30 protein-coding genes are annotated in these 26,887 nt (G+C 66.1%); 3 read left to right on the top strand and 27 right to left on the bottom strand.

All coding sequences use genetic code 11. The features are described from left to right. Positions 1-276 precede the first annotated feature (276 nt). From ACZLZQ_RS10490 to motA, 22 genes are all read right to left on the bottom strand, one after another. On the bottom strand, positions 277-1,812 hold the full coding sequence (locus tag ACZLZQ_RS10490; protein ID WP_472949329.1) for a flagellar hook-length control protein FliK: 1,536 nt from the start codon (positions 1,810-1,812) through the stop codon (positions 277-279). After that, positions 1,809-3,278: a MotC family chemotaxis protein gene (locus ACZLZQ_RS10485; protein WP_472949328.1), complete on the bottom strand. Its 1,470-nt coding sequence runs from the start codon at positions 3,276-3,278 to the stop codon at positions 1,809-1,811. The genes ACZLZQ_RS10490 and ACZLZQ_RS10485 overlap by 4 nt, the downstream gene beginning before the upstream one ends. After that, complete coding sequence (locus ACZLZQ_RS10480; RefSeq protein WP_472949327.1) at positions 3,275-4,438, bottom strand: MotB family protein; 1,164 nt, start codon at positions 4,436-4,438, stop codon at positions 3,275-3,277. Before ACZLZQ_RS10480 ends, ACZLZQ_RS10485 begins: the two co-directional genes overlap by 4 nt. Beyond that, positions 4,435-5,211 carry a hypothetical protein gene (locus tag ACZLZQ_RS10475; RefSeq protein WP_472936097.1) on the bottom strand — a complete coding sequence of 259 codons (777 nt, stop codon included), beginning with the start codon at positions 5,209-5,211 and terminating at the stop codon, positions 4,435-4,437. The genes ACZLZQ_RS10480 and ACZLZQ_RS10475 overlap by 4 nt, the downstream gene beginning before the upstream one ends. A 3-nt stretch (positions 5,212-5,214) precedes the next feature. Further along, positions 5,215-6,882: a flagellar basal-body MS-ring/collar protein FliF gene (fliF, locus tag ACZLZQ_RS10470; protein WP_472936098.1), complete on the bottom strand. Its 1,668-nt coding sequence runs from the start codon at positions 6,880-6,882 to the stop codon at positions 5,215-5,217. Positions 6,883-7,254: 372 nt separating this feature from the next. After that, positions 7,255-8,061: a flagellar type III secretion system pore protein FliP gene (locus ACZLZQ_RS10465; protein ID WP_472949326.1), complete on the bottom strand. Its 807-nt coding sequence runs from the start codon at positions 8,059-8,061 to the stop codon at positions 7,255-7,257. Continuing rightward, positions 8,058-8,603, bottom strand: a complete 546-nt coding sequence (locus ACZLZQ_RS10460; RefSeq protein WP_472949325.1) for a flagellar basal body-associated FliL family protein — start codon at positions 8,601-8,603, stop codon at positions 8,058-8,060. Before ACZLZQ_RS10460 ends, ACZLZQ_RS10465 begins: the two co-directional genes overlap by 4 nt. Before the next feature lie 226 nt (positions 8,604-8,829). After that, positions 8,830-9,534, bottom strand: a complete 705-nt coding sequence (gene flgH, locus ACZLZQ_RS10455) for a flagellar basal body L-ring protein FlgH (protein ID WP_472936101.1) — start codon at positions 9,532-9,534, stop codon at positions 8,830-8,832. 5 nt (positions 9,535-9,539) lie between these two features. Continuing rightward, entirely contained in the window at positions 9,540-10,160 is a 621-nt protein-coding gene (locus ACZLZQ_RS10450; RefSeq protein WP_472936102.1) for a MotE family protein, read from the bottom strand. A 1-nt stretch (position 10,161) separates the two neighbouring features. Then, complete coding sequence (gene flgI / locus ACZLZQ_RS10445; RefSeq protein WP_472936215.1) at positions 10,162-11,214, bottom strand: flagellar basal body P-ring protein FlgI; 1,053 nt, start codon at positions 11,212-11,214, stop codon at positions 10,162-10,164. Between the two features lie 161 nt (positions 11,215-11,375). Next, positions 11,376-11,873 (bottom strand): flagellar basal body P-ring formation chaperone FlgA, encoded by a 498-nt coding sequence (gene flgA / locus ACZLZQ_RS10440; RefSeq protein WP_472936103.1) that lies wholly within the window; start codon positions 11,871-11,873, stop codon positions 11,376-11,378. A 96-nt stretch (positions 11,874-11,969) separates the two neighbouring features. Further along, positions 11,970-12,755, bottom strand: coding sequence for a flagellar basal-body rod protein FlgG (flgG, locus tag ACZLZQ_RS10435; protein ID WP_472936104.1), 786 nt, complete (start codon positions 12,753-12,755; stop codon positions 11,970-11,972). 27 nt (positions 12,756-12,782) lie between these two features. Then, on the bottom strand, positions 12,783-13,100 hold the full coding sequence (gene fliE / locus ACZLZQ_RS10430) for a flagellar hook-basal body complex protein FliE (RefSeq protein WP_472936105.1): 318 nt from the start codon (positions 13,098-13,100) through the stop codon (positions 12,783-12,785). Between the two features lie 2 nt (positions 13,101-13,102). After that, positions 13,103-13,519, bottom strand: a complete 417-nt coding sequence (gene flgC / locus ACZLZQ_RS10425) for a flagellar basal body rod protein FlgC (protein WP_472936106.1) — start codon at positions 13,517-13,519, stop codon at positions 13,103-13,105. A gap of 5 nt (positions 13,520-13,524) precedes the next feature. After that, complete coding sequence (gene flgB, locus ACZLZQ_RS10420; RefSeq protein WP_472936107.1) at positions 13,525-13,905, bottom strand: flagellar basal body rod protein FlgB; 381 nt, start codon at positions 13,903-13,905, stop codon at positions 13,525-13,527. A 397-nt stretch (positions 13,906-14,302) separates the two neighbouring features. Then, positions 14,303-14,722, bottom strand: a complete 420-nt coding sequence (locus ACZLZQ_RS10415; protein WP_472949324.1) for a BspJ family T4SS effector nucleomodulin — start codon at positions 14,720-14,722, stop codon at positions 14,303-14,305. Positions 14,723-14,948: 226 nt separating this feature from the next. Next, positions 14,949-16,037 (bottom strand): flagellar biosynthesis protein FlhB, encoded by a 1,089-nt coding sequence (gene flhB, locus ACZLZQ_RS10410; RefSeq protein ID WP_472949323.1) that lies wholly within the window; start codon positions 16,035-16,037, stop codon positions 14,949-14,951. 142 nt (positions 16,038-16,179) lie between these two features. Then, on the bottom strand, positions 16,180-17,223 hold the full coding sequence (locus tag ACZLZQ_RS10405) for a FliG C-terminal domain-containing protein (RefSeq protein ID WP_472949322.1): 1,044 nt from the start codon (positions 17,221-17,223) through the stop codon (positions 16,180-16,182). Positions 17,224-17,229: 6 nt separating this feature from the next. Continuing rightward, positions 17,230-17,616: a flagellar motor switch protein FliN gene (fliN, locus tag ACZLZQ_RS10400; protein ID WP_472936111.1), complete on the bottom strand. Its 387-nt coding sequence runs from the start codon at positions 17,614-17,616 to the stop codon at positions 17,230-17,232. Positions 17,617-17,725: 109 nt separating this feature from the next. After that, positions 17,726-18,121 carry a hypothetical protein gene (locus tag ACZLZQ_RS10395; RefSeq protein ID WP_472949321.1) on the bottom strand — a complete coding sequence of 132 codons (396 nt, stop codon included), beginning with the start codon at positions 18,119-18,121 and terminating at the stop codon, positions 17,726-17,728. Beyond that, entirely contained in the window at positions 18,102-19,037 is a 936-nt protein-coding gene (locus ACZLZQ_RS10390; RefSeq protein WP_472949320.1) for a FliM/FliN family flagellar motor switch protein, read from the bottom strand. Before ACZLZQ_RS10390 ends, ACZLZQ_RS10395 begins: the two co-directional genes overlap by 20 nt. 14 nt (positions 19,038-19,051) lie before the next feature. After that, complete coding sequence (gene motA, locus ACZLZQ_RS10385) at positions 19,052-19,921, bottom strand: flagellar motor stator protein MotA (RefSeq protein WP_472936114.1); 870 nt, start codon at positions 19,919-19,921, stop codon at positions 19,052-19,054. Positions 19,922-20,156: 235 nt separating this feature from the next. Between motA and flgF the strand changes: the two genes are divergently transcribed. Together flgF and ACZLZQ_RS10375 are read left to right on the top strand one after the other, a co-directional pair. Next, positions 20,157-20,882, top strand: a complete 726-nt coding sequence (gene flgF / locus ACZLZQ_RS10380; protein WP_472949319.1) for a flagellar basal-body rod protein FlgF — start codon at positions 20,157-20,159, stop codon at positions 20,880-20,882. Next, the gene (locus ACZLZQ_RS10375) at positions 20,879-22,204 is read left to right on the top strand and encodes a FliI/YscN family ATPase (protein WP_472936116.1); all 1,326 of its coding nucleotides are present in this window, start codon (positions 20,879-20,881) and stop codon (positions 22,202-22,204) included. The genes flgF and ACZLZQ_RS10375 overlap by 4 nt, the downstream gene beginning before the upstream one ends. A gap of 51 nt (positions 22,205-22,255) precedes the next feature. Here ACZLZQ_RS10375 and ACZLZQ_RS10370 read toward each other — a convergent pair whose 3' ends face one another. Genes ACZLZQ_RS10370 through ACZLZQ_RS10350 form a run of 5 tightly spaced genes read right to left on the bottom strand, consistent with a single transcriptional unit; the run spans position 22,256 to position 26,333 of the window. After that, positions 22,256-23,236, bottom strand: a complete 981-nt coding sequence (locus tag ACZLZQ_RS10370) for an ABC transporter substrate-binding protein (RefSeq protein WP_472949318.1) — start codon at positions 23,234-23,236, stop codon at positions 22,256-22,258. Between the two features lie 34 nt (positions 23,237-23,270). Then, complete coding sequence (locus ACZLZQ_RS10365) at positions 23,271-24,236, bottom strand: ABC transporter permease (protein ID WP_472949317.1); 966 nt, start codon at positions 24,234-24,236, stop codon at positions 23,271-23,273. Next, positions 24,233-25,135: an ABC transporter permease gene (locus ACZLZQ_RS10360; RefSeq protein ID WP_472949316.1), complete on the bottom strand. Its 903-nt coding sequence runs from the start codon at positions 25,133-25,135 to the stop codon at positions 24,233-24,235. The genes ACZLZQ_RS10365 and ACZLZQ_RS10360 overlap by 4 nt, the downstream gene beginning before the upstream one ends. 7 nt (positions 25,136-25,142) lie before the next feature. After that, positions 25,143-25,472 (bottom strand): hypothetical protein, encoded by a 330-nt coding sequence (locus ACZLZQ_RS10355; RefSeq protein WP_472949314.1) that lies wholly within the window; start codon positions 25,470-25,472, stop codon positions 25,143-25,145. 27 nt (positions 25,473-25,499) lie between these two features. Beyond that, positions 25,500-26,333, bottom strand: coding sequence for an ABC transporter ATP-binding protein (locus ACZLZQ_RS10350; RefSeq protein ID WP_472949313.1), 834 nt, complete (start codon positions 26,331-26,333; stop codon positions 25,500-25,502). A 134-nt stretch (positions 26,334-26,467) separates the two neighbouring features. Here ACZLZQ_RS10350 and ACZLZQ_RS10345 point away from each other — a divergent pair, with 134 nt between their 5' ends. Further along, positions 26,468-26,878, top strand: a complete 411-nt coding sequence (locus ACZLZQ_RS10345) for a cupin domain-containing protein (RefSeq protein ID WP_472949312.1) — start codon at positions 26,468-26,470, stop codon at positions 26,876-26,878. Positions 26,879-26,887: the final 9 nt, after the last annotated feature.

The following is a 26,887-nucleotide window of genomic DNA, read 5'->3' as shown; positions in this document are numbered from 1 at the left end:
CCGTAGCGCCAAGCGCTGGTTTCTACGGATTGAAGACGGCGCTATCCGTCACGCAGTCAGGAGAAGCCCAGCCGCAAGATTTCGCCATCGCCAAAACAGTTTCGCCCCCGGGAGGAATAAACCTCCGCGGGGGCGAAACACATCTGTCAGAAGGAGGCTGTGGTCGAGAAGTCCAGACCGGTCTGCGGTGGGCGGGATCCGCCATTCGCGAAGAGACGCTCGCCAGCCGAGAGGCCAAAGCATCCCCGCAGCGTCCGGCCGGACGCTGCGGGGCCTCTAGAGGTAGTTCCCCGAAGCGCGTCTCGGGCGGTTGTCGCTCGCCTGCTGCCGCTCGTCGCGACCGGCATTGCGGCCTTGCCGCTCGGCCTCGCCGCCGCGGTTTCGCGGATCGCCGCCTCCGCCGTTTGCGGTGTCCTGCTGGGCACCGGCGCTCTCGCCGGCCGCTGCGGCCCGGACCTGCGGCTGGGCACTGTTGTCGCGGGAGACGATGGTGATCGATGCTTCGTCGATCGAGAACCCGGCGTGCTGCAGCAGCTTACGCAGGCCTTCGCGGTCCTGCGCCAGCACCTTCGCCGTCTCGGCTTCGGTTGCGGCGATCTCGAGCGTCAGCTGGCCATCGACGAGGCGCATCGAGACATCGAGCTTGCCCAGCGTCTCGGGCTGAAGCTGGATGGTAAGCGTCTTCAGCGCCGCGCCCCCCGCGGTCATGCGCAGATAGGCCTCGCTCGGCAGATCCGACGGCCGCTGGCTCGCGAGCGTCGCGCCGAGCGCGTCGATGACGCGGCCGGCGACCTGGCCCGTCATCGAGGCGAGGGGCAGCACGCCGGCCCCGTCCTTCTGCGCCAGCGCACCGGACTTCGGCGCATCGGCGGCGTCGGAAGCCGCACGGCCGAGGCGGGCGGAAATCTTGTCGGCCGCGGTCTCTGCCGCATCCTTCTTCCGGACCAAGACGGCGACCTGGCTGTCGGCCGCATCGCTCAAGAGATTGGCTTTGCGGGCGGTTTCATCGGCGGCAACCTTGCTGCGGCTGCGTTCCTTGATGCGTTCCTGCGGAGCGACGTCGGCGGCGACAACTGCGGCCTTCGCCGCCATCGTCTCCGTGGAAGTTGCCTTGGCGTCCTCGCCGGCTGCCGAAGCCTTTCCGGCCTTGCGCTCGCTGAGCCGCGCCAGCGCCTGATCGAAGCTCAGCTTCTCGCCGCTCTCCTCCGCCGCCGCCTGCTGCAGCGCCTGTGCGTCATTGCCCTCGACGAGGACGAAGGCATCCGAGCGCGGCTCGAAATGCGTCTCCATGTGCACGACATCGAGCTTGACCTTGCCACGGGCGCCCGGACCGGACGCCTCTCCGGCGACCTCCTCGGCAGCGCCCGGTGCCAGCGAGACGACGATGACGCGTTCATCGCCACTCGTCTCGCCGTCGGCTTCGACCTCCTTCACCGCCGCGACCGAAGTCGTCGTACCGCCGAGCAAACGGCCGAGGAAAGCTAGCGGATCGCTCGCGGCGTCGTCGTTCTCAGCGTCTTGGTCCTTGGCAGCCTGCTGGTCGTCGCGGGCCCCGCCCTTCACCGCCTTGGTGTCGGCGTGCCGGTCCGATGCCGGTGCGCGGGGCGCAGGCGCGGAGGACGAGGGCTGACGATCGCCGTTGCCATCGCTCGGGCGACGATCTTCGTTACGCGGCTTCACCGCGGGAGGGCTGTCCTTGGCGACGTCGCGGATCGTGCTTTCGAAGGCGCGGCCGTAATCGGCATCGCCGCGGCTGTTGCTGGCCGAGGTCGTCACGTCGAGAATGGGCATGGGGTTGGCAGCAATCTTCACTTCTGTACCTTTCCGAGATCGCTCTCGACTTCGCTGAGCAGGCGCTGCGCACGGTCCATGACCGGCGACGTCTCTGCTTGGTCTTGCGCGGTCGCCACGAGTTCGGGCGTCCGGTCGATACCGCCGAGAACCGAATGCGCCGCATCGAGGAGCGTGGCGTCCTCGGCGTAGAGCTTGGTGCGGTCGATGGCGGCAAGATCTGCCGCCAGGGCATCGGCTGACGCCGTGCCGATCGTCGAGGCGGCGATGTAGAGCCGCGCCCGCTGAACCTCTGCGTCGGGGACACCGGACGTCGCCAGCACAGCCTCGCCCGCGAGCTTGGCAAAGGCGAGATGGCCCTCGACGACGGCCCGGCGCCCGACCGCCAGAAAGATCGTGCGCTTGTTGGCGTCCGGAAGGCGCTGCGTCACGTCGAGCATCGTCGCGGCGGCGCTCTCGGGATTGTCCTTTCCCCGGCTCGAATAGACGGCGGCAAAGCGGGCTTCGAAGTTCGCGGAATAGGACGAATCGGAATAGCGGTCGAAATACTGCCGCGCCAGCCGGTCGGCAGCGGGATGGTCGCCAAGGCCGTCGACGAGCAGCACTTCCATGCGCAGCGCCGCCTCCTCGATCAGGCCGCCGGGCGCCAGCAGCCGGGCCCGGTCGAGATGGGGGATGGCCTCCTTTGGATCGTCCTTCTGCATCATCTGACCGATCACGAGGTTCAGATGCGCCTCGAGGCCCGGCTCCATGCCGGCATAGTCGAGACCGGTCAGCAACTTCCTCGCCTCGCCAAAATCGTTCTGCACATAGGCCAGGGCGCCCTTGAACATCGGCTCCTGGGAGCCGCTGAGCACGCCGCTGGCCAGAAGTCGGCGCAGCACGTCGGGCGGTCCGCCGCTGAGGACGAAAAGAACAGCCGCGCGCCGGTTGCGGGGATCGCTCCAGACCGCGGCATCGGCCTCGAGGAAGACCGGTCCGAAACGGCGCAGCAGCATCGACTGGACCTGGATCGCCCGTCCATTGCCCCGCGCGACCTGGTCCTGCAGGAACTGGATGGTGCGGATGATGTCGAACGGCATGGGGCTGCGGGTGGTCGCCCAGTGCTGGGCGCCCTCCCCCGCTTCCGAGCCCGCGGACTTCGCCTCCTCGGTCGAGGATGCCGCAGCATCGCCGTGGCCCGCTTCCGGCACGGCAGCCGCGCCGGCCTCGGCCGCCGGCGTATGCGGCGTCAGGCTTTCAACCGCCTTCTCGGCATCGGGATTGGGAATCTGCCCGGTGACCACCGGGTCGATGACCGCCCCTTGCGGGTCCATGATGCCCTCGACGCCCAGCGCATAGGCGGGCGGCGTCGGCGCAGAGATCCGCAGCGACGGCACGACGGCGGCCGGGCGCAACGTCAGGCCGCCGGTCCTTTCCGCCGCGAAGCCGGCGGTGGCGGGCAGCAAAGCCAGCACCGATGCAGTCACGAGAAGGCGGCAAATCATGCTTGCGGCTCTTTGAGGAGGATCTCGATCCGCCGGTTGACGGCGCTTTCGGGATGGGCGGCATCCTTCGGATCGCGGTCGGCGACACCTTCAATGCCCTGGACACGGTTCTGGTCGAGACCGCCCCGCACCAGCATATAGTAGGCGAACTGCGCGCGCGCCGCCGACAGACGCCAGTTGTCGTATTCAGGCCCGGCATAGGCACGGGAATCGGTATGCCCGCGGATCACCACTTCGCCCTTCCGGGCAGCGAGGAGCTTGGCGATGGCCTCGACCATCCGCACCGCTTCGGGCGTCGGCTTGGCGGATCCGACCTGGAACATGCCGGAAGTCACGCTGTCGGCGAGCGAGATGGTGATGCCGTCCTTGCCGGCGCTGACGTCGAGATTAGGCGCGGCGCCCGGCGCGACCGCTTGCAGGCTCTGCTGGATATCGGCCTTCAGTGCCGCGGCGGCGTCCTTCATCGACGATGGCGCAGCCTCCGCGGCTGCGGCCGCAGGCTTGGCCGCCGGTGTGGCGACAATTGCCGGCGGCGTGACGACCTCGGCGACGGTCCGCGTTGCCGGCTCCGCTGGGGGCTGCGGGAACTCGGCTGGCGTCATCGGGGTACCTTCGGCCGCCTTCTCGCTCGCGTTCGGTTGCAGCTGCCAGGACGTCGGGTCGAACGGATCGCGGTACGCCTCCCCGCCGTTCAGGCCAGGAAGGCCAGTGCCATTCGGAACGCCAGTGATCCCTGAATCCTTGCCAACGCTGCCCTCGGCCGAGATTTCCGCAAGCACGGCATAGGGGTCGCGGAACAGGGCCTGCTCCTCGCCGCCGTTCGCCGTTCCGCTCATCGGCTTGTCGTTCGGATCTCCGCCGTCCGCGACGGCACCGCTCGACCCCGACGACGGCGACGAGGGCGACGCTTCGCCATCGTTGAGGCCCAGCGATACCGGCGTCGAACTGTTCAGCTTGATCGGGTTGAAGTACTGGGCAATTTTCTTCTTGGTGGCATCGTCGGAAGCATTGGTGAGCCACATCACCAGGAAGAACGCCATCATCGCCGTCATGAAGTCGGCGAAGGCGATCTTCCAGACGCCGCCATGATGAGCGTCTTCGCCGTCAGGGTTGCGCCGGACGATGATGATCTGATTGGCCGGATGAGAGGCGTCGCTCACGAAAGAGCCTCCTCCAGCGCCAGCCGCCATGACGAGAGCCGGGTCTCGATCACCGTGCTGTCGGCGTCGATGCGGATGTCGGACTGGGTGTCGTCATTGGCGAAGGACAGCAGCCGGGCGTGGTCGCCGAGCTTGTCCTCCAACGCCGACAGGAGATCGGTCGGCCCCGAGGCGGCGATCTTGTAGGCCATGCCGTCGAGCGCGATGGTCTTCACCGCGGCAACGAGATCGTCCAGCGTCTGCCGTCTGCGGGCGTCCAGCGCCAGCGGCCGGAGCACGCTGTTGAGGCTCATCTTGATCGTCTCTTCCAGAATGGTCATCTGCAGGATCAGGAGATCGGCCAGCCGGTCGGCCTGGTCTTCGGTCCACTCGCCGCGCGTCTTCGTCAGCGTCGTGGTGTAGTCGTTGGCGATCTCCGAGCGGATGGAGTCGATACGGCTTTCCGTCTCGAAGCTCAGCTCCTCGCGCGCCATGGCCTTGCCGGACTCGATGCCTTCCTCGCGGGCGGCCTCGACGGCTTCCAGAAGCGCTGCGCGCTCCTCGGCCCAGGCGGCACGCTCGGCTTCGACTTCGCTCAAGGGAACCCGGGCCTCGGTGAAGGTGCGGGCCTTCTGTTCGGACGGCCGCGGCACCGATTTCAACGGGCGGATCGACGGGTCTTCGAACGAGGTCGAGGCTTCCAGCTTGCGTCCGAGAGTGGCCTTGCGGACCGGCGTGAAGGGGGTGAAGTCGTCGCCCGCGGAGTCGGCGAAATACTGTGCGAGAGGTATCATGTCTTAGGCCGCCTCTTTCTGGTGGATCCAGTGCTTCAGGATCGACGCCGCCTGGGCCTCGTCGAAGTCGATGAGCTTCTCGAGCCGCGCCTGCGGCGAGTTCGCCTGGCTGCGGGTCAGGTCTTCCAGCAGCGCCGAGTCGATGCCGCCGGCAGCGCTGCCGCGGATCATGCCGGCATGGTCGCCACCTCCGCCGAACCCGCCATTGGCACCGGCAAGACCGGCATTCTCCAGCTCGATCGCGTCCTGTCCGGCGGTGTTGGCGGGGGCGGCGAGCGCCCGGATCGCCGGCTTCAGGCCGAACCAGATCAGGAGGACGGCGACGACGAGGACGGTCAGCGCGTTAATCATCGTGCCGCTTTGGCGCATCAGCATCTCGCCGTAACCGACGGGCTCGACGGGGGCGAGGTCCTGACCGTTGGCGATGAAGTCGACGGCGGAGATCTCGAGCTGGTCGCCGCGGCTTTCGGTGAAGCCGGAGGCGGAGGCGACGAGGAGCTTGATCTTGGCGAGGGCCTCGTCGACCTGGGCAGGCTGGGGGTTGTCGCCGAGCGTCTCCATCAGACGTTTGCGGTTCACGACCACGGCGACGCTGAGGCGCTTGACGTCGTAGCCGTCGCTGACGGTCTGGGTCGTCGTCTCGTTGATCTCGTAGTTGGTGAGTTCCTCGCGGCGTTCCTTCGCCTCGGAGGACTGTGTGCCCGTTCCGGCGTCGTTCGCCTGCTGCGGCAGGTTCTGCTCGACGGTGGCGGCCGGATTGGCCTGCTTGTCGGAGGTCTGGCCGGTCTCGCGAACGGTCCGGGTGGAGCGCTCGACGCGGCCTTCCGGATCGAACTTGCGGGCGCTGGTGCTCTTGCGGTCGGTATCCAGCCGGGCGTTGACGCTGGACTGGAAGTTGCCGATGCCGAGATAGGGAGAAAGGGTGCGGCTGATCGCCTCCTCGACGCTGCCGGACACGATGCCCTCGATCCCGAGGAGCTTCGAGGGCGCAGCGGAGGTGGTGTCGTCGCCGGAGGCGAGCAGCGTGCCGTCGGTGTTGAGGACCGTGACCTCATCGACGTTCATGCCGGGAATGGCGGAGGCGACGAGGTGCCGGATCGCCTGGGCGTTCTTGAAGTCCTCGGTGTCATCGGTGCGGATGACGACGCTGGCGGAAGGCTTCTGCGTCTCGCGGCGGAAGGTGCCGGGCTCGGGCAGAACGATGTGAACCCGCGCGGCGCGCACGTCCTTCAAGGTCTGGATGGTGCGGGCGAGTTCGCCTTCGAGGGCGCGGACCTTGGTCACTTCCTGCATGAAGGACGTCAGGCCCATCGAGCCCAGCGCATCGAACAGTTCGTAGCCGGCGTTCTCGGACCGTGGCAGGCCCTTTTCCGCCAGCAGCATGCGGGCATTGGCGGTCTGCGAGAAGGGCGTCATCACCGTGTCGCCGGCCGAGCTGACATCGAAGCTGATCCCAGCCTCGGTCAGCGCCGAGCCGATGCGCGTCACATCCTGACGATCGAGTTTGGAATACAGCGTCTCCATGTCGGGACGGCTGAGATAATAGGCGCCAAGCCCGACAACGGCGACGACCAGAAGGCCGATCATCGCCATCATTCCAAGCTTCCTCGCGCCCAAGGCGCTCAGATTGTCGAGGATCTGCTGGGCTTGTACGCCGCCGACGATTGCCATGAATCTGCCTGCTCTTGCTCAAGGTGGTTGCACTGCGGGCAATCTGACGGGCGAAGCTTGTGCGGGCGTGATCGCGATACCCGCCGAAAGGTTCCGGTCCGCTGAAAGCTTTATTTTCCAGTTGCTGCGCGGTGCGCTTAGACACCTAACCGTCTGGAATGGCTCGCACTACGCCGGAGAAGATCAGCGCCTCCAGGTTGCTCCGACAGGCGTCTAAATATTGCAGATGCGCTCTGCGCACCCCGGTCGGCACCCCCGGTCGCCCGTCGGCCGACATTCTGATTCGCGGTCATGGAAAAACGGCGGCCGCTCCACTTGGGAGGGCCGCCGCCGATGGTCAGGACGAGCGTGAGAAGCGAGAGAACGCTGCGGTCAGAAGAAGGATCGCACCAGCGAACCCGTCAGCATGTTCCAGCCGTCGATCAGGACAAAGAACAGGATCTTGAACGGCAGCGAGATGATCGTCGGCGGCAGCATCATCATGCCCATCGACATGGTAAGGGTCGCGACGATGAGGTCGATGACGAGGAAGGGCAGCACGATCAGAAAGCCGATCTCGAAGCCGCGCCGAAGTTCCGAGATCATGAAAGCCGGGATCAGGACCTGGAGGCCGACCTCGGCGTTCGCCTCGGCGGCGGGGGCGGCGGGATCGACGGGCGGCGTGCCGGCGGCGGGGGGCTGGATCCGGTCGCGCTGGGCGGCCTCGTCGAGGCTGTTGAACAGCGCCAGATCCTGCGGCCGCACCTGGCTCATCATGAAGTCGCGGAACGGATCGGCGATCCGGGTGAAGGCCTCCTGCTCGTTGATCTGGTTGTCGAGCATCGGCTTCAGGCCCTCGCGCCAGGCCTGGTCGAAGGTCGGGGCCATGACGAAGAAGGTCATGAACAGCGACAGCGAGATCATGATGAGGTTGGCCGGCGTAGACTGCAGGCCGAGGCCGGTGCGCAGGATCGACAACGCGACGACGATGCGCGTGAACGACGTCACCATCACCAGGAGGCCCGGCGCGACCGAGAGCACCGTGACGATGCCGAAGAGCTGGATGATCCGGCCGGACGCGCTGGCGTCGCCGGCGGGGATCAGCGCGGACAGGCTGTTTGCCAGGTCGGTCGGTGCCTCCTGCGCAAAGGCCGGCCCGGCGACGAGGAGAACCGCGAGGGCGAGAAGAACGCGTTTCATTGCGCGATCAGTGCCTGGATCAGGTAGTCGCTGACGGCGGGCGAGCGCAGCTGGGCGCGCTCGCGCAAATCCTCGCGCAGATGCAGCAGCCCGCGGGAACCCTCGACCTGGGCAAGATCGACCGTTCTGAGGAAGGTCAGCGTGTCGCTCTGGATCTGGGCCGCGAGAACCGGAAGATCATGCGCCTTTTCCGGGTCGAGGACGATGCTGGCCTCCACCCGGATCAGCACGTCGGCCGGCGAGCTGACATTGGTCACCACCGGCTCAAGCTTGACGACCTGGCTCTTGGCCGTCGGCGCGGGCTCGGCGGCGGCAACTTCCTTCTTGTCGTCGGTCGGCTCGACATTCGTCGTCGCATCGGCCGCAACCGCCGGCTTCGGCGCCGAGCCGCCCATGAGATAGCCGACACCCGCCCCGCCCGCGACCGCCACCAGCGTCAGCAGGCCGACGACGGCGATGGTCGGCATCAGCTTCGACTTGGGGGCAGCCGCACCGTCGGAATCGGAGAGGGGAGCGAGTTGCGTGCCGCTGACGTCGGACATGCTGAATTCCTCAAGAAGCGTGAAGCGACAAGGGTCGCGCGCGGCCAGCAAGCGCCGACGCGGCGTCTCCCGCCGGGATGGAATAGGCCCCTAAGCTATCCCCGGCCTTGCGGGGACGGTGCCCGCCTTCACTTAAAATTAAGGATTGGACCGCCGACGCGAACACGCAGAAGGCACCGGGAATTTCTCCCCGGTGCCTTCGGCGTTGACGTCTGCCTGCCGCTGGTCAGTAGGGCAGTGCCTGGTCGAGGATCTGCTGTCCCCAGGCTGGCTGCTGGACCTCGGTCATGCGACCGCGGCCGCCGTAGGAAATCCGCGCCTCGGCAATCCGGTCGTACGGAATGACGTTGTTCGGCAGGATGTCGCCCGGCCGGATAATGCCGGCGATGGTGAGGACCCGGACCTCGAAGTTGACGCGGATCTCCTGCTGGCCGGTGATGTAGAGATTGCCGTTCGGCAGCACCTGCGTCACCACGGCGGCGACCGACAGGTCGATCTTTTCCGACCGCTTCACGTTCGCCTTGCCGTCGGTCTTGGTGGCGTTCTTCAGCCCGAGTTTGGCCCCGAGCGTCCCGAGAGAAGTGGTGTTCAGCGATCCGTCGAAATCGGCGCCGGCACTGATCCCGGAATCGCGCGAGCGCTTCGAGTTGTTGTCGAACTCGGCCTTCTCTTGGATCTCGATCTTGACGGTGACGATGTCGCCGTTGTTCAGCGCGCGCGCATCGCGGAACAGAATGCCGTTCTTGTCGACCCAAAGCGAGTTCCGCTGGCCGCGCAGGCGCTCGGCCGGGAACTGGGCGGGGTCGACGAAGGCTGGATACTGGTGGATGCCGGTTCCCGGCGGCGACAGCGCCGGCTCGCGCAGGAAATCCCTCGAATTCGTCGAGCAGCCGGTGAGCAGCAGGACGGCCAGCAGGCAGAGTCTCTTCACGTGGCTTATCCCTGCTGGCCGGGCGCGGCGCTGGCCACGTCCAAGCTCTTGTTGGTCTTCTGGACGATCACCTTGGTGATCTCGGCGGCGACCGCCGCCGGTATCTCAGCCATGATGGCGCTGGCGGTGCGCGGCTTCATCTTGGCGATCAGCGAGGCGGCCGTGGTCCGGTCGATGCCAGCGAGCTGCTGGGCGGCCGCGTCCGGCTTCATGCCGGTGTAGATGTCGAGCATGATCGACGAGGTGCTGTCGATGAAGGCCTGCCGCTGCTGCAGCCAGTCCTGGTATTCCTTGCGCTTGGCCTCGAGCTCGTCGACCTTCTTGCCGACCTCGGCCTCGAGATCCTGCAGCCGCTTGGTCTGCAGCGCCGCGCGCGCGTCCTTGGCGGGATCAGCGATGTTGGTGCAGTAGCGCCCGATGTCCGAGAGCTCGGGTGCGGCGTCGACAACCGGCTGGCCGTCCGGCCCGACGATCCGGACCTTGCGCGGCGCGGCATCGGCGCTGGGCGCCGGGGGAGCCGCCGTCTCCGCCAGCGCGGCATGCGGGACAAGGAGGGTGCCGGCCGCCGTCAGCGCCAGGGAGGCGACGATGCCGGAGCGAAGCAGGACGGAAAGCTGTCTCTTCATGTCACTGCACCACCAGGTCGGCCTGCAGCGCGCCTGCCGTTTTGATTGCTTGGAGGATCGCGATGATCCCGGTCGGCTTCAGGCCGAGGCGGTTGAGGCCGCGGACCACGGTGTCGAGATTGGTGCCGCCGACGATGGCGAAGTTGCCGCCGTCCTGCTGGGCGTTGACGCTGGTATCGGAGGTCACCACCGTCTGGCCGTCGGAGAAGCCCTCCGGCTGCGAGACGTTCGGGGTCTCCGTGATGCGAACCGTCAGGTTGCCGTGGGTGACGGCGACCGTCGAGATCTGCACGTCATGGCCGATCACCACCGTGCCGGTGCGCTCGTCGATGACCACCTTGGCGGCCATGTCGGGCTGGACCGGCAGATCGCCGAGGTCGGCGATGAAGCGGGTCGAGGAAATCTTGGCGGGCCGCGTCAGGTTGATCGTGCGCAGGTCGTTCTCGCGCGCCACCGGGCGGCCGTAGCGGGTCATCGAGAAGGCGTTGATCGCGTCGACGACGCGGATCGCCGTGCGGTAGTCGGGGTTGCGCAGTTCCATGGTGATCTGGTCGGTCTCGACCGTCGCCCGCGGAACTTCGCGCTCGATGATCGCGCCGCCGGCGATGCGGCCGGTGGTCGGAACGCCCTGCGTCAGCTTCTCGCTCTCGCCCTGGCTGGTGAAGCCGGTCACGGCGAGCGAGCCCTGCGACACCGCGTAGATTTCGCCGTCGGCACCGTACATCGGCGTCATCACCAGCGTACCGCCCATCAGCGAGGCGGCGTCGCCGAGCGAGGAGACCGACACGTCGATCCGCGAGCCGGTGCCGATGAACGGCGGCAGGTCGGCAGTGACGACGACGGCCGCGACGTTCTTGGTGCGCGGGTTGCCGGTGCGGACGTTAACGCCCATGCGGTCGAGCATCGACTGCAGCGACTGCTCGGTGAAGGGCGAGTTGCGCAAGCTGTCGCCAGTGCCCTGCAGGCCGATGACGAGACCGTAGCCGACCAGCTGGTTCTCGCGCACGCCCTTGATGGTGGTGATGTCCTTGATGCGGACGCCGTTGTCGCGCAGCGCGTTGCGGCCGGGCTTGACGGTGACGAAGCTCTCGCGGGCGCCGATGCCGGCCTCGCCGTAGCCGTCGGATGCGCCTTGGCCGTAGCCGGCATAGTCGGCAGCCCCGGCGACATGGCCGAAAGCCAGCGTGGTCGCCAGAAGGGCGGTGAGAAGGGTTTTCACTGGGTCAGCACCTCGATCGAGCCATCCGCGGCGACGGTGCCGCTGATGGTGATGCCGCTGTCGATATTGCGGACACGGATTTTGTCGCCTTCGGCGGCAGAGGCGAGCGGCAGGCCGAGGCTGGAAATGGTGACCCCGGGCTCATGGTAGATGATCGGGGTCGGCACCCCTGCCCGCACCAGGTCCGGCGACTTGAGGTCGGAGAGCAGGATCGGCTGGTTCGGCAGCAGCGTGCGCTTGGCGATCTTGTCAGTCAGCATGTCCTCCTCCACGACGTAGGCGGCGAGCTTCGCCCCGGGGATCGTGAATTTCGCTGGCGCGACGCCGCGATCGAGGATGTTCTGGCCGGGATAGATCACGGCAGACGGTACCGGCAGCTCGATCTCGGCGGCGAAGGCGCGCACCGGGATCGACAGCAGCAGCACCGAGAGAATGAAAAGTCCGGCCCCGTAGAGGCAGACGATGAGACGTTCGCGCTTGGAAGCCCATTCCATGACCTGAAGCCTTTTCTGCTGCACCGAGGGACGTCGCCGCGCGGCGATCGGGCCGGGAACCGCGCGGCGCCGATGCGGCGCGCGGCATGGAGGGGACTAGCGCAGGCCGGTCGAGATGACCTTGGACATGTCGTCGGCCGCCTGGATGACCTTCGAGTTCATCTCGTAGGCGCGCTGCGCCGAGATCAGCTCGGAGATCTCCTTGACCGGATCGACGTTCGAGCCTTCGAGATAGCCCTGGTGGATGACGCCGAAACCGGGGTCACCCGGCACGCCCGCGGTCGGGGCACCCGAGGCCAGCGTTTCCTTGAACAGGTTGCCGCCCTGCGCATCGAGACCGGGCTCGTTGACGAAGTTGACGAGCGACAGCTGGCCGAGCAGCTGCGGATCCTGACCGTCGAGCGTCGCGTAGACCTCGCCGGTGCTGCTGATCGTGGTCTTCACCGTGTTCTGCGGAATGGTGATCTGCGGGTCGACCACGAAACCGTCGAGCGTCACCAGCTGGCCATCGCCATTGGTGTTCAGCGCGCCGTCGCGGGTATAGAGCGTCTCGCCGCCCGGACCCTGGATCTGCAAGTAGCCGGTGCCGTTGATGGCGATGTCGAGCGTGTTGCCGGTCTGCTCGAGCGTGCCCTGGATATGGGTGGTGCGGATCGCCGCAGTGCGCACGCCGAGGCCGATCTGCGAGCCTTCCGGTACCACGCCCTCGCCGCCCCGGGCCGGAACGCCTTGCTGGCGCTCGACCTGGTAGAGAAGGTCGGTGAACTCGGCGCGGGCGCGCTTGAAGCCGGTGGTGTTGATGTTCGCGATGTTGTTCGCGATCACTTCAACATTGGTCTGCTGGGCGTTCATGCCGGTCGCGGCAATGGCCAAAGCTCTCATGAATCAGGTCCTTGTCTGACTGTGGCGTCAGATGGCCATGCGGGAAAGTTCTTGATAGGCGGCGACGACCTTGTCGCGGATCGCGACGGCCGTGTTGAGGGTGCGCTCGGCGTTCATCACTGCATCGACCACCGCCTGGGTGGAGGCATTGCCGTTGATGCCCTGGACCGAGACGGCCTCGGCGTTCTTGATGGTGCCGACAGCGTCGCTGGTGACCTGCGCCATGACGGAGGCGAAATCGGCTTGGCCGGGCTTGGCACTGCCACCGGCAAAACCGGTGGACATGCCGCTGTCGATGCGGGCGGTATCGAGGCGCGGCAGCGCGGAACCAATGGCGGGGATCATGCTCAGCTCCTCAGGAGATCGATGGTCAGGTTGATCAGCTCGCGGGACTGCTTGATCACCTGGAGATTGGCTTCGTACGAACGGTTGGCCTCGCGCATGTCGGCCATCTCGACCAGCATGTTGACGTTCGGCATCTTGACGTAGCCGTTTGCATCCGCGGCCGGATTGCCGGGGTCGCTTTCCATGGTGAAGGCGGTTTTGTCCCGACCGTAGTCGGCGACCTTGACCAGCGAGGCGCCAGTCAGACGGTCGATCTCGGCCTCGAAGGTCACGGTCTTGCGCTGGTAGGGGTCGCTGCCCGCGGTCTTGCCGGTGGACCGGGCATTGGCCACATTCTCGGAGACGATCCGCAGCCGGTTCGACTGCGCCTCGAGCCCGCTGGCGGCGATCTTCATACTGGAGAGAATAGCATCTGCCATGTCTATCAGCCCTTGACGCTGGTCAGAAAGAAGCGGTGGAAAGCTTTGGCGATCGAGGCATTCAGCGTGTACTGCCCCGATACTTCGCCCGATTTCAGCATTTCCTGCTCGATGGTGACGGAGTTGCCGGAGTGGACGATGTCCCAGCTCTTCTCGGACTCCTCGTCGACCGCCACCGCGCGGCCGGCGCCGCCGGTCATGTGAACGCTGTCGGTGCTCGCCATGGCCAGCTGGGTGGATTCCATCACATCGGAGAAACCCTTGATGTCCTTGGCCTTGTAGCCAGGGGTATTCACATTGGCGATGTTCTCGGCAACGACCGCCTGGCGGCTGGCCAGCCATTCGGCGCGACGCGACGAAAGACCAAAGAGATAGATCTGATCCACGGAAAGTTCCCAATCGCCATACTGATGACGGAACCATCTGTACGGCTAAGCACTTGTCCGAAACTTGCAGCCGACACGCATCTCAACAGAGCGTCATGCACTGCAACATTCCCGGCGACGACGGCCGTGGCATCGGCTTCGAGCAAGGCTCAGCCTCACCACCGCCTCAGCGGCAACTGTCGTTCGGTGCGACAGGCATGCGGAAGGAATTTCGTCCAAGGGCCAAGTTCAGGCGCTCATGACTCCACCGCCATTGGGATCTCGACAACAACCGTTCCATCGAAATTGACGGCATGACGAATGCTGCAGAACGAAGAAGGCCCGGCGATCCGAGAAGATCACCGGGCCTTCGTAGGGCGCAGCCATCAATGCAGAGCCGGGCGGCGGAGAAGTTAGCTCAGTCGATTCGGGCGTCGTCGATGGCAGCCTGCAGCCTCGCCGTGTTGATCTCGGGATCGGCCTCCGTCTCGGCAAAGACCACGAAGGTGATCGTCACCGAGGCCGTCGTCGCCGCAAGCCCTAGGCGGAAATGGACGGTGACGTCCCGGTGGTGAAACTCCATCGCCAGATCGATCGAGGGAACGCCGCCCCAGGCAAGATGCACGTCGCCGTCATTGCCGAAGCGCAGGGTGCCCGCCTTGAGATAGAGCTGGCTGGAAGAATTGACGATGTCGGCGATATTGCCGAACTGGTCCATCCGGAAGAAGGCGATGTAATCGACCACCTCCACCAGCCGGAGTTCTGCCACGACCTTCTGGATACCTTCCGCCAGGATCTCTTCACGTTCCGCGGTATGCTTGTTGCGAAGATTCAGCATGAAGTGAGAACCCATAAAACACCGTCCATCTAAATCTGGTATGGCTTACAATCAGCCAACGCATCATCAGGTCCTGATCGAAATCTGTCGTCCCTCCCGCCCCTCCTCCGAGCTGCGGCACGCGCGGCAGTCAAACAACTGTCGTCACGTCTATTCCAGAAAAAGCGACAGTTCCGAACTCTCCCAAATGCATCGACTGCCTTACGTCTTTTAGGAGACTAAGCGCTCAGGCTCGACCGGAACTGACCTTTGCCGGCGAACGAGCTTGCAGGAAGTAAATCAGTTCGGCGACGGCCTTGAAGAATTGCGGCGGAATCATCTGATCGATTTCGACATGGTCGTACATCGAGCGCGCGAGCAGCTTGTCCTCGATCACCGGGATGTCGTTGGCCTCGGCAATCTCGCGGATTTTCAGCGCGATCAGGTCGACGCCCTTGGCGACGATCACCGGCGCGCCGCCCTCTTCGCGGCTGTAGCGCAGCGCGATGGCGTAATGGGTGGGGTTGGCGATGACGAGCGTCGCCTTCGGGACGGAGGCCATCATCCGCTTGCGGTTGCGCTCGCGGGCGATCTGGCGCTGGCGCTGCTTGATCATCGGATCGCCCTCCGCCTGCTTCATCTCGTCCTTGACCTCCTGCTTCGACATCTTCAGGTCACGGCGCCAGAAGACACGGGAGAAGACGAGGTCGGCGGCGACGAGCACGATGGTCGCGATCGAGACGGCCGACAGCAATTGCATGGCCAGCGTCAGCAAGGTCTCGGGCAGCAGAGCGGGGTCTGAGAACATCGTCTTCAGCGTCGTCTCGAGATCACTGGCGAGCATGGACCCCACGATCAGCGAGACCGCGCCGAACTTGAAGACCGCCTTGCCGAACTCGGTCCAGCCGCGCGCGCCAAAAAGCCGGCTCCAGCCGGCGACGATCGAAATGTTCTGCATTTTCGGGCGGATGCGCTCGGCATTGATCTGCGGAGCGTTCTGCAGCGCCGAGGCGAGGATGCCGGCCACCATGAAGAAGCCGGCGGCGGGCAGCACGAACTTGGCCGTTTCGAGCCCGACGATGTGGAGAAACTGCAGGGCATCGGCACCATTGTCTATGTCCCACTGGCCGGGGTTCTCGAAGATGCCCTGAAGGCTCGTCACCAATGCCGAGGCCAGATCTTTTCCGGCGAAGACGATGAACGCCATGGCCGCCAGAAGAGAGGCGAGGATCGGTGCTTCGCGCGAAACCGGCAGATTGCCCTTCTCGACGGTATCGCGAATCTTCTTGTCGGTCGGTGCCTCTGTTCTGGAGTCTTTTTCGGCAGCTTCTGCCACGCTGAACCTGCCTATCCCTTATTAACAGCTTCCCCTTGGAAAGCCGCCGCGTGCCGGCACCTGCCGGCAAGGTGAACGAAACCTTTCACGGCGCGTGGCTTCGCGAGGAATGCCAGGTCCGCTTTCCCGGAAGGGCCGGCGCCTATTCGCCGCTCTGAACGGCCGTGAGGACGATGCGGCCCTCGTTCGACAGGCGCAGCGCCAGCGCGGCGATGCCGCGGCGCGCGACGGTGATTTCCTTCGCGTCGACGTCGATCGTCTGCTGCAGTTCCGCCTCCACCATGCGACGGGCGCGGGCGGCGAGCGAGGAAAGAACCACTTCGACGAGTTCGGGCGACGCATTGCGCAGCGCCAGCGTCACCTGCTCGGTCGGCACCTCGTCGAACAGCACGAGCCGCGCCTTCTTGCCGAGGATGGCGATATCTTCGAAAGAGAAGAGGAGATTGCGGATGGCGGTCGCTTCTTCCGGCTGCCACTCGGCGATCGAGGCCAGGAAGTCGTCCGTCTGCGCCTTGTCCATCTGGTTGGCGATCTCGGCCAGCGCCACGCGCCGCGCCTGCTTCTCGCCGCCCTCGTCACCGGCAATGAAGACTTCGCGGAGGCTCTCCTCGATCATCATCTCGGCGGAATAGGCGATCGGCTTGGCCGCCAGCATCCGGCGCATAACGTCGTTGCGCCGGTCGGCCTCGAAGCCAGCGACGATAAGGGCCGAGGTTTCCGCCGGGAGCCGCGACAGGATGACGGCGACGACCTGCGGGTGCTCGACCAGCATCAGGACCTGCAAGGCCTCGACGCCAAAGTTCTCGAACTCGTCCCAGACCGACAAAGGCGGCGCGAGGAACATCGACGGGTCGACGAAATCGTCTTCGCCGAAAACCTTGGTCATGTCTTCGGCCGATAGCGCCGTGCGCAGCAGCTTTTCCATTTCCGAATCGAGCTCGGACAGGCCCGCGCCGGTCTTGAACTCTTCCTGGAAATCGGAGACCAGCGCGTCGAGCTGGTGGGCGGAGACAGGCTGCTGGCCGGCAACGCTGTCCTTGAGGGCGCGGATTTCATCCGGGCTGAGATGCTTCAGCAGCCGCGAAGCACCGTCCGACCCCATGGCCAGGAGCAGGATCGCAGCGCGCGCCGGCCCTGCAATCGTGCCGGTGTCGAGTTCCAGTTCGGAGTAGCCCACCACGCTCATGACCTATCAGCTGTTCGACGCTTTGGCCCGCTGCGGCTTGGCGCCGGGCGAGACGATCTCGGTCAGGGTAATGCCGAAACGCGATTCCTCGTTCTCGAGCACCACCACCTCGCCGCGGGCGACGATGCGGCCGTTGACGATGAGATCGACGGGGTCGCCGATGTTGGTGTCGAGCTTGACGACCGCGCCGCGGCCGAGCTTGACGAGGGTCGAGACCGGCATGACGGCCGTGCCGAGAACGACCTGCATCGTCACCGGAATGTCCATGATGAGGTTGAGGTCCGGCTTTCCGGACGCCTCGGTCTCGGCGACCTCGGCATACTCTTCCATACCATCCTCGGCGGTCTCCACCGAGTGCTGCTCCATCACGTCCATTTCGTCTTCGTCGATCATGGCGATCTCCAGGGTTGCGCCGGCTGCCGGCCGTGGATGGCGGGCTCTGGCGGAAAGGCTTGTCGAGGGGGTGGGCACCCGGCGATTCGCCGGCGGAGCGCCCCAATGGTTAACGAGTAGCGACCGAGGCTGATGCGAGGCGGGACTCGATGAGGGTCAGCCAGGTATCCTGCGTCGGCGAGCCGAGGTCAGGACGGGCCGAGCCGTCATTGGCGACCGAGAGCCGGATCTCGGCAAGATGCACCGCGTCCTCCAGCCGGTCGGCCAGCGCGCGCGCTTCGCGCGAGGCCTCTTCCAGCGCGCGCAAGGTGTCGACACCCTCGCCGCGCAGCATCACCACGGCATGCGCTGCCCGGTTGATGGCGGCGTCGGACTGCTCGAGGCTGGTGGCGAAATTCGCCCCCTCGCTGCGCAGGCGCCGCAGTTCCCGGTACATGCCGCCGGTCCGCCAGCTGGTGAACCCCAGCGCAGCGATGAGAACGCCGTCAATCAGATAGGATATCATCGATGAACTCCTCGGTCGGATCGATCTTCTCTTCGATGCGCACGACATAGGAATCGCGCGAACGTCCCATCCGGCCGCGGAACAGGCGCTGTTCCTCGCATTCGATGATGATCAGGCTGTCGGTGGTGGCGTCGAGCATGATGGTCTGCCCGAGGGTGAAGCGGGCGACGTCGCCGAGCGTGATCTGCTTTTCGTCGAGCAGTGCCCGGACCTGGAGGTCGGCGAGCTGCAGCCCCTCGGTGATGTCGCGTGCCCAGCTTTCGTCAGCGAGCAGCGGCGCCGTTTCCGGCACGACGCTGAGCGGCCGGCGGTGCAGCGCAATGGCGCGCTCCGGCAAGGCGATCCGGATGTCGCTCTCGCGCTGGCCGACGCGCAGGCGAAAAACCATTTCGACGAAGGCGCGGTTGTCGGCCCCCAGCATGTCCTCGATCTGCAGTGGGATGGCGTCACGCAGCGTCTGCCCGCAGGCGATGCCGAGCGGCGCGACTTTCTCGAACACCGGATTGCCGGCCTCGATCAGCGTCGTCAGCGCCAGTTCCACGAAGCGGCGGTCGAGCTTGGTCATCGGCCGCGGCGGGCTGGCGGAGGCGGTGCCGGTGCCCCCGAACATCGCCTCGACGACGGCATCGGCCAGCCGTCCGTCGGCCAGCACGAAGCCGAGCTCGCGCCATTTCGGCGAGCTGATGACGACGGCCGAGACAGCGGCGGCAAGGTTGGCGTTCCCAGCGTCGAAGGCAAGGCTCGACACCGTGAGGAACTCGATCTCGACGGGCGTCGCATACAGTTCGTTCAGCGCGGTGGCGGTGGCGCTCGCCCATTCGGTGGCCAGCAGCTTCAGCCGCGGCAGCCGGTTCGGCTCGATCTTCGCGGCCGAGCGGAGCTGGGCCTCGATGTTGCGTTCGGCGGTCATTTCCATGATCTCCGGCTTCCTTAAGCGGCTTGCGCCGAGCCGCCGCCGATCGTCTCGGCCTCGACCTGGTCGATGGTCGGCCGGTCATAGGCCGAGATTGCCTTGCGGCCGTATTCGAGGGCGACCTGCGGCATGGCGCCGTTGATGTAGGCGATGAGCGTCTGCTTCACGATGATGTAGCGGCGCATCTGCTTCTCGCGGACGCCCTTGACCTTGACGGCGATCGGACCGGCCACGCCGTAGGAAAGGAAGATGCCGAGGAAGGTGCCGACGAGCGCGGCGCCGATGAGGTGGCCGAGAATTTCCGGCGACTGGTCGAGGGCGCCCATGGCGTGCACGATGCCGAGCACGGCGGCGACGATGCCGAGGGCGGGAAGGCCGTCGGCGACGTCCTGAAGCGCGGCTTTCGGCTTCATCTGGTCGCGGGCGACGGTCTGGATCTCTTCGTCCATCAGCGCCTCGATCTCGTGCGAGCGGACATTGCCGATGATGATCAGGCGGCAATAGTCGCAGATGAAGTTCATGATCGCCTGATCCTTCATGATCAGCGGATAGGCGTTGAAGATCGCGGACTCGGCGGGATTGTCGACGTGCTGCTCGACCTCGCTGCGCGGCTTGGAGCGCATCTCGCGCATCAGCGAGTGCAGCAGGCTGAGGAGGCTCAGGTAGTCCTTCTGCTTCGGGACCTTCTCCTTGAACGCCTCGCCGATCGCCTTGCCGGTGTCCTTGACCACCTTCATCGGATTGGCGACCACGAAGGTGCCGAGCGATGCGCCGACGATGATCAGGATCTCGTAAGGCTGCCACAGCACCTCGAGATGACCGCCGCTGGCGATGTAGCCGCCAAGCACGCAACCGAGCGTTATGACCAGACCTAGGAGGATGCTCATCGGGAAGTCCCTTTTTTGGTGTCCTTTGGTCACTAAGGAAATCGACTTGCGCGAGCCTGACGGGCTGCCGGACAGGCTGGCACAAGCCAGATTGTCGATGTTTCGGCGGTCACGGACGATGCTCCGATCAGTCTTCGCAAGCGTGCCCTGGCGGGCTCAGAGGCAACACAAGGTTGCAGTCAAAAACACCCCGCTTGGCCAAATCGCCGCGTACCCGGTCCAAGGAAACGACCCCATGCAGACCTCATTGCCGGTGGCCCTGTCGGCCCAGCTCGCCATGGAAAAGCGCCTCGACACCATCGCCGACAACATCGCCAACAGTCGCACCGCGGGGTTCCGGGCGACCGAGGTGAAGTTCGAGACCTTCCTGTCGCAAGCCGCCCAGCAGCCGGTCGCCTTCGCGTCGGAAGGCACGAACTTCATCTCGACGCGCGCGGGCGAGCTGACCCAGACCGGCAATCCGTTCGACATGGCCGTCTCCGGCAATGCCTTCTTCTCGGTGCAAGGCAAGAACGGGCCCGTCTATACCAAGGACGGGCGCATGACGATGAGCCCCGAGGGCGAGCTGCTCTCGATGACCGGGGCGCCGATCCTCGACGTCGGCGGCGCGCCGCTGCAGGTCGATCCGGCCGGCGGCGAGGTCACCATCGCCCGCGACGGCATGATCACCCAGAAGGGATTGCAGATCGGCGCCGTCGGCCTGTTCCAGATGCCGGAGGGTGCCGATCTCGCGCGGGCCGGAACCTCGGGCGTCGTTCCGAACCAGCCGGCCCAGCCGATCGTCGACTTTGCCGGCGTTAGCGTCATGCAGGGGTTCACGGAAGGCTCCAACGTCAATCCGGTGCTCGAGATCACCCGGCTGATCGACGTGCAGCGCAGCTTCGAAAGCGCCGCCAACTTCCAGGAGAGATCCGAGCAGTCGCTTGACAAGGCCATCAGCATGCTCGGTCCGCAGTCGTGATCCAGAAGCCAGGCTCGAAATCCGTTTCCTCCTCGCTGAACGAGCCCCGCATCCGCGTTTCCGGCCACATCGTCGACGTCTCGCCGCAATCCTTCCGGGTCGCCGGCCTTTCCTCTTTCGTCCGCCTCGGTGACTGTGTCGTCACCGATGGCGACGATCTCGGCGAGGTCGTGCGGATCGAGGAGAATGCCGCAACGGTCAAGCCCTTCGCCGTCCGCTTCAAGAGCGGCGTGCGCAGCGTCGCCTGGCGCACCGGGCCCGTCACACTCGCCCCTGCTGCCAGCTGGAAGGGCCGCACGCTCGACGCCTTCGCGCGTCCCTGCGATGGCCTCGGCGACCTCGAACAGGGCCCGCGCCAGCTGATCGCCGACACCTTGCCGGATCCGGCGATGAAGCGCGGTCGCATCCGCGAGGCGGTGCAGACGCACGTCAAGGCGATCGACATCTTCACCCCGATCATCAAGGGCCAGCGGCTCGGCATCTTCGCAGGCTCCGGTGTCGGCAAGTCGACGCTGATGGGCATGCTCGCCCGCGCCAAGGGCTTTGACACCGTGGTCGTCGCGCTCGTCGGCGAGCGTGGTCGCGAGGTTCGCGAGTTCCTCGAGGAGACCATGCAGAACGACCTGTCGCGCGTCGTCACGGTCGTCGCGACCGGCGACGAGAGCCCGATGATGCGCCGCCTCGCCCCGAAGACGGCGATGTCGATCGCCGAATATTTCCGCGACCTCGGCGAAAGCGTGCTGCTGATCGTCGATTCGGTGACGCGCCTCGCCCATGCCGCGCGCGACGTGGCGCTCGCCGCCGGCGAACCGCCGGTCGCCCGCGGCTACCCGCCGAGCGTCTTCTCCGAACTGCCGCGCCTGCTCGAGCGCGCCGGCCCCGGCCCCGAGGGCACCGGCACGATCACCGGCATCTTCGCCGTGCTGGTAGATGGCGACGACCACAACGAGCCGATCGCCGACGCCATCCGCGGCACGCTGGACGGCCATATCGTTCTCGACCGGGCGATCGCGGAACAGGGCCGCTTCCCCGCCATCGACGTGTTGAAGTCGATCTCGCGGCTGGCGGACTTGGCCTGGAACCCGCAGGAGCGCGAGCTCGTGCTGCGCCTTCGGGCGATGATCTCGCGTTTCGAAGACACGCGCGACCTGCGCCTTCTCGGCGGTTACCAGCGCGGCACGGATTCGACGCTGGACCAGGCCGTCGACCTCGTCCCACACATCTACGGCAGCCTCGTCCAGCACCCGACGGACGCGGTCAGCAACCAGCCTTTCGACGATCTGTCGCGTAAGCTGAAGGCCGGGATGACCGGCGCGGCCTGACCAGCGCGGTCAGGCCGGAACGTGTTGGCGTGATGCCGGGCCGATGCCGGCCTACTTCACCTTGTCGGTTATGGCGGACGTCCAGGCGCCCTCGGGCGCCTTGGTGATCACCGGGTCGGAGCCGCCTGACATCAGCACCTTCACCGTGGTTTCAGCCGCTGCGGCATCGAGCTTCGGCGTCGTGGCCAAGAGCTTGGCAATCTCGCCCATCATGAAGGTCTGATGCGCTTCCGTCTGGGCGCCGGTGGTGTCGTTGTCGAGGACGATGCCTGCCGCCTCGTCGGGATGCTCGGCGGCATAGGCCCAGCCCTTCATCGAGGCGCCGACGAAGCGGGCGAGCTTGTCGACGTTCTCAGGCTTTTCGAGCGTTGACTGCAGCGCATAAAGCCCGTCCTCGAGCGTCGCGACGCCTTGCTCCTCGTACTTGAACACGACGAGGTCCTCCGGCTTCAGCCCGGCGTCGAGCACCTGTCCGTATTCATTGTAGGTCATGGTCGAGATGCAGTCGGCCTGCTTCTGGATGAGCGGGTCGACGTTGAAGCCCTGCTTGACCACGGTCACGCCGTCCGGCCCGCCATCGGTCTTGAGGCCGAGCTTCGACATCCAGGAGAGGAACGGATACTCGTTGCCGGAGAACCAGACGCCGAGGGTCTTGCCCTTGAAGTCGGCCGGCGTCGTGATCCCGGTCTCCTTGCGGCAGGTGAGCATCAGGCCGGATTTCGCGAAGGGCTGGGCGATGTTGACCAGCGGCAGGCCCTTTTCACGCGCCGCCAGCGCCGAGGGCATCCAGTCGATGACGACATCGGCGCCGCCACCGGCCAGCACCTGCGCCGGCGCGACGTCCGGGCCGCCCGGCTTGATGGTCACATCGAGGTTCGCTTCGTTGTAAAAACCCTTTTCCTTGGCGACGTAGTAGCCAGCGAACTGGGCCTGCGTGACCCATTTCAACTGCAGGGTGACGGCGTCGGCGGCCAAGGCCGGGGCGGTGGTGGCAGCGAAGGCGAATGCCATGCCGGCGAGAACTTGCTTCATGCCCGTCTACTCCTTGGGTTGAAAACCGCCGCCCTCATCTCCCGCGATAGGACGGATGCCAGAACGTCGCGGCCCGCTCGACGAGCGAGATCAGGCCGTAGCTGACCGAGCCGGCGAGTGCCGCGACAGCGATCTCGGCCCAGACCATGTCGGTGTTCATCCGCCCCATCTCGGCCGAGATGCGAAAGCCCATGCCGACGATGGGGGTGCCGAAGAACTCCGCGACGATGGCCCCGATCAGCGCCAGCGTCGAGTTGATCTTGAGGGCATTGAACACGAAGGGCATGGCGGCGGGAAGCCGCAGTTTGGCGAGCGTGACCGCATGACCGGCGGCATAGGTCCGCATCAGGTCCCGCTCCATCGCGCCGGCCGCCGAGAGCCCCGCCAGCGTGTTCACCAGCATCGGAAAGAAGGTCATCACCACGACGACGGCGGCCTTCGATTGCCAGTCGAAGCCGAACCACATCACCATGATCGGCGCGACGCCGACGATCGGCAGCGCCGAGACGAGATTGCCGACCGGCATCAGCCCGCGCTTCAGGAACGGCGACCGATCGATCGCGAGCGCGGCGAGAAAACCTGTGCCGCAGCCGATGAGATAGCCGGCGATCACCGCCTTGAGAAACGTCTGCGCGAAGTCGGCCCAGAGGATCGGCAGCGAGGCGGCGATGCGCAACCCGATCGCCGAGGGCGGCGGCAGCAGCACCGAGGGAACGGCGAGACCGCGCACCACGCATTCCCAGAGAAACAGCAGCGTCAGGCCAAAAGCTGCGGGCACCGCGACGTCGACCAGCCGCGCCATACCCGGCTCCTTTGGCGCCAGCGCCGCCAGCCGCGACGTCAGCTGCCAGGCGACCAGCCAGAACGCCACCACCAGCAGCCAGAAGCTCGCGCCGAACTGCCCTTCACGCAGTGAAGGCACGAGCACCACCACGGCGGCGGCGACGAGGCCGGCCGGGAAAAGCAGCCCAGTATACGGGTTCTGCGACCGCGTCCTCATCGCAACATCCCCGTTCGCTTCAGGACGGCCCGCTCTGCCAGCGAGACCAGCGCGACCAGGACACCCGCCATCGCGGCGGCGGCGACCAGCGCCGACCAGATCTGGATCGTCTGCCCGTAATAGGAGCCGGCGAGCAGCCGCGCGCCGAGCCCGGCGACAGCCCCCGTCGGCAGCTCGCCGACAATCGCCCCGACCAGCGCCGCCGCCACCGCGATCTTCATCGACGCGAACAGGAACGGGAGCGCAGCCGGAAATCGGAGTTTCGCCAGCACCTGCAGGGGGCTCGCCGCATAGGTACGCATCAGGTCGAGATGCATGGCTTCGGGCGAGCGCAGCCCCTTCACCATGCCGACCGCGACCGGGAAGAACGAGAGGTAGGTCGAGATCACCGCCTTCGGAAACAGACCCTGGATGCCGACCGAGTTCAGGACCACGATCACCATCGGCGCGACCGCGAGGATCGGGATGGTCTGCGAGGTGATCAGCCACGGCATCAGGCTGCGGTCGAGCGTGCGCGAGCCGATGATGCCGATAGCCAAGAGGATGCCGAGCACGGTGCCGATGGCAAAGCCCAGCAAGGTCGAAGACAGCGTCACCCCGGCATGGAAGAGCAACGACCGCGGCGAGCTCGGCTTGACCATCACCGTCGTCTTCCAGATGTCCCCGACGATCTGGTGCGGCGCCGGCAGTAGCGGCCTCTCCGCGCTCCAGGTTGCGCCGACGGTCTGAGTAAAGGACGCAGGCGTCCCCGCCCGTGCCAGCCGGTCGACGGTGGTCTGCCAGTTCATGGGGATTGCCGCCACATACCAGACCGCAAGGATCACCAGCACGACGACGGCAATGGGCAGCGCGCTGCCCTCGGCAAGACGGCGCCGCAGGGCGGCGGCGGTGGCACTCATGGCGCCCTCACCGCGCCACCGGCCACATCATCAGCACCAGACCGCTCAAGCCCAGCGCCATGCCGGCGAGCTGCAGCGGCGGGAGGCGTTCGCCGAAGGCGAGGACCGCAACGAGGTTGACCAGCAGCAGCTGCGCGATGCTGGAGACCGAGATCGCCAGTGCGAGCCCGCTTTCGCGCATCAGCCGCACCATCATCAGATTGCCGATGCCGTAGAGCGTCAGCATGCCGCCCAGCGCCCAAAAGGAGTTGTTGGCGACGTAGAGCCGCGACAGCGACGCCGCGGTGAGGAAGACCGGGATGGTCGCCAGCAGCCAGAGCGAGGCAAGCCCGCTCATGCCGGCGCCCCGGCGTTCGGCGCGCCCTCAAACCCCGTCATAGCTGTGCCCTGCCCTCAGTCCCTCGCGCACCTGGTGGGCGATCGCCAGGAATTCCGGCGTCTCGCGGATTTCGAGCGGCCGGTCCGGCCCGAGATTGCAATCGATCACCTCGTGGATCCGTCCGGGCCGCGGGCTCATCACCACGATCCGCGTCGACAGGAACACCGCTTCCGGGATCGAGTGCGTGACGAAGACCACGGTCTTCCGCGTCTTCGCCCAGAGCTTCAGCAGTTCGGCATTCAGGTGGTCGCGGACGATCTCGTCCAGCGCCCCGAAAGGCTCGTCCATCAGGAGGAGGTCGGGATCGAAGGACAGCGCGCGGGCGATCGAGGCGCGCTGCTGCATGCCGCCCGACAGCTGCCAGGGAAATTTCTTGCCGAACCCGGTCAGGCCGACGAGTTCCAGCCCCTCGGCCACCCGACGCGCGCGCTCCGCCTTGTCGGTGCCCATGATCTCCAGCGGCAGGCCGACATTGCGCTCGATGTTGCGCCACGGGTAAAGCGCCGCCGCCTGGAACACGTAGCCATAGGCCCGCGCCCGGCGGGCCGCGTCCGGCGTCAGGCCGTTGACGGTGATGGTGCCGGCGGTCGGTTGCTCGAGATCGGCGATCACCCGCAAAAGCGTGGTCTTGCCGCAGCCGGACGGACCGATCAGCGAGACGAACTCGCCGCGGCCGATGCTGAGATCGATGTTCTTCAGCGCCTGGACCGGTCCGTCGGAGGTCGAGAAGACGAGGTCGAGGCCACGGGCCTCGACGACCGCCGCGGCACCCGGCGCTGCCCTCGATGGCGCCGTGGCTGGGGATCGCACGTCAGACATGCCGGCTCCGAAATGCCGATCCTTGGCCGGGCGGCGACAAGCGGGACGCCAGCGCGTTACGGCGGCGCGAAATCGGATTAGCCTTCCTAGGTCCGCCGTTCCCGGCGTCTGACGTTTCGAGAGGAGCCGCATCGATGAGAATGACGAAGCAGCATTGCGCCTTGATCCGACCGGAGGCGACGTATGAGGGCAAGCAGGGCTTCCGGTATCTCGCCGGCATTTCCGCCGAAAGCGTCGGTTCAACCGGCATCTGCATGCATCTCCTGACCATTCCGCCTGGCGGCCGCGCCAAGGCGCATCTGCATGAGCGCCACGAAACGGCGATCTACGTCGTCAGCGGCGTCGCCGAGGTGTTCTACGGCGAGAGCCTCGAGCAGCATGCCATCACCGCCGCCGGCGACCTCTTCTATATTCCCCCGGGGGTGCCGCATCTGCCCTACAACCGGGGCACCGAGCCTTGCGTCGCGGTGATCGCGCGCACCGACCCCAACGAGCAGGAGAGCGTCGTGCTTCGGCCGGATCTTGATGGCCTTGTGGCGATCTGAGCTATCGGT

This window comes from Mesocryomonas lacus, assembly GCF_055730105.2.
Note: the sequence above shows the minus strand (reverse complement) of the source record. Positions and strands in the feature narration are given on the sequence as shown.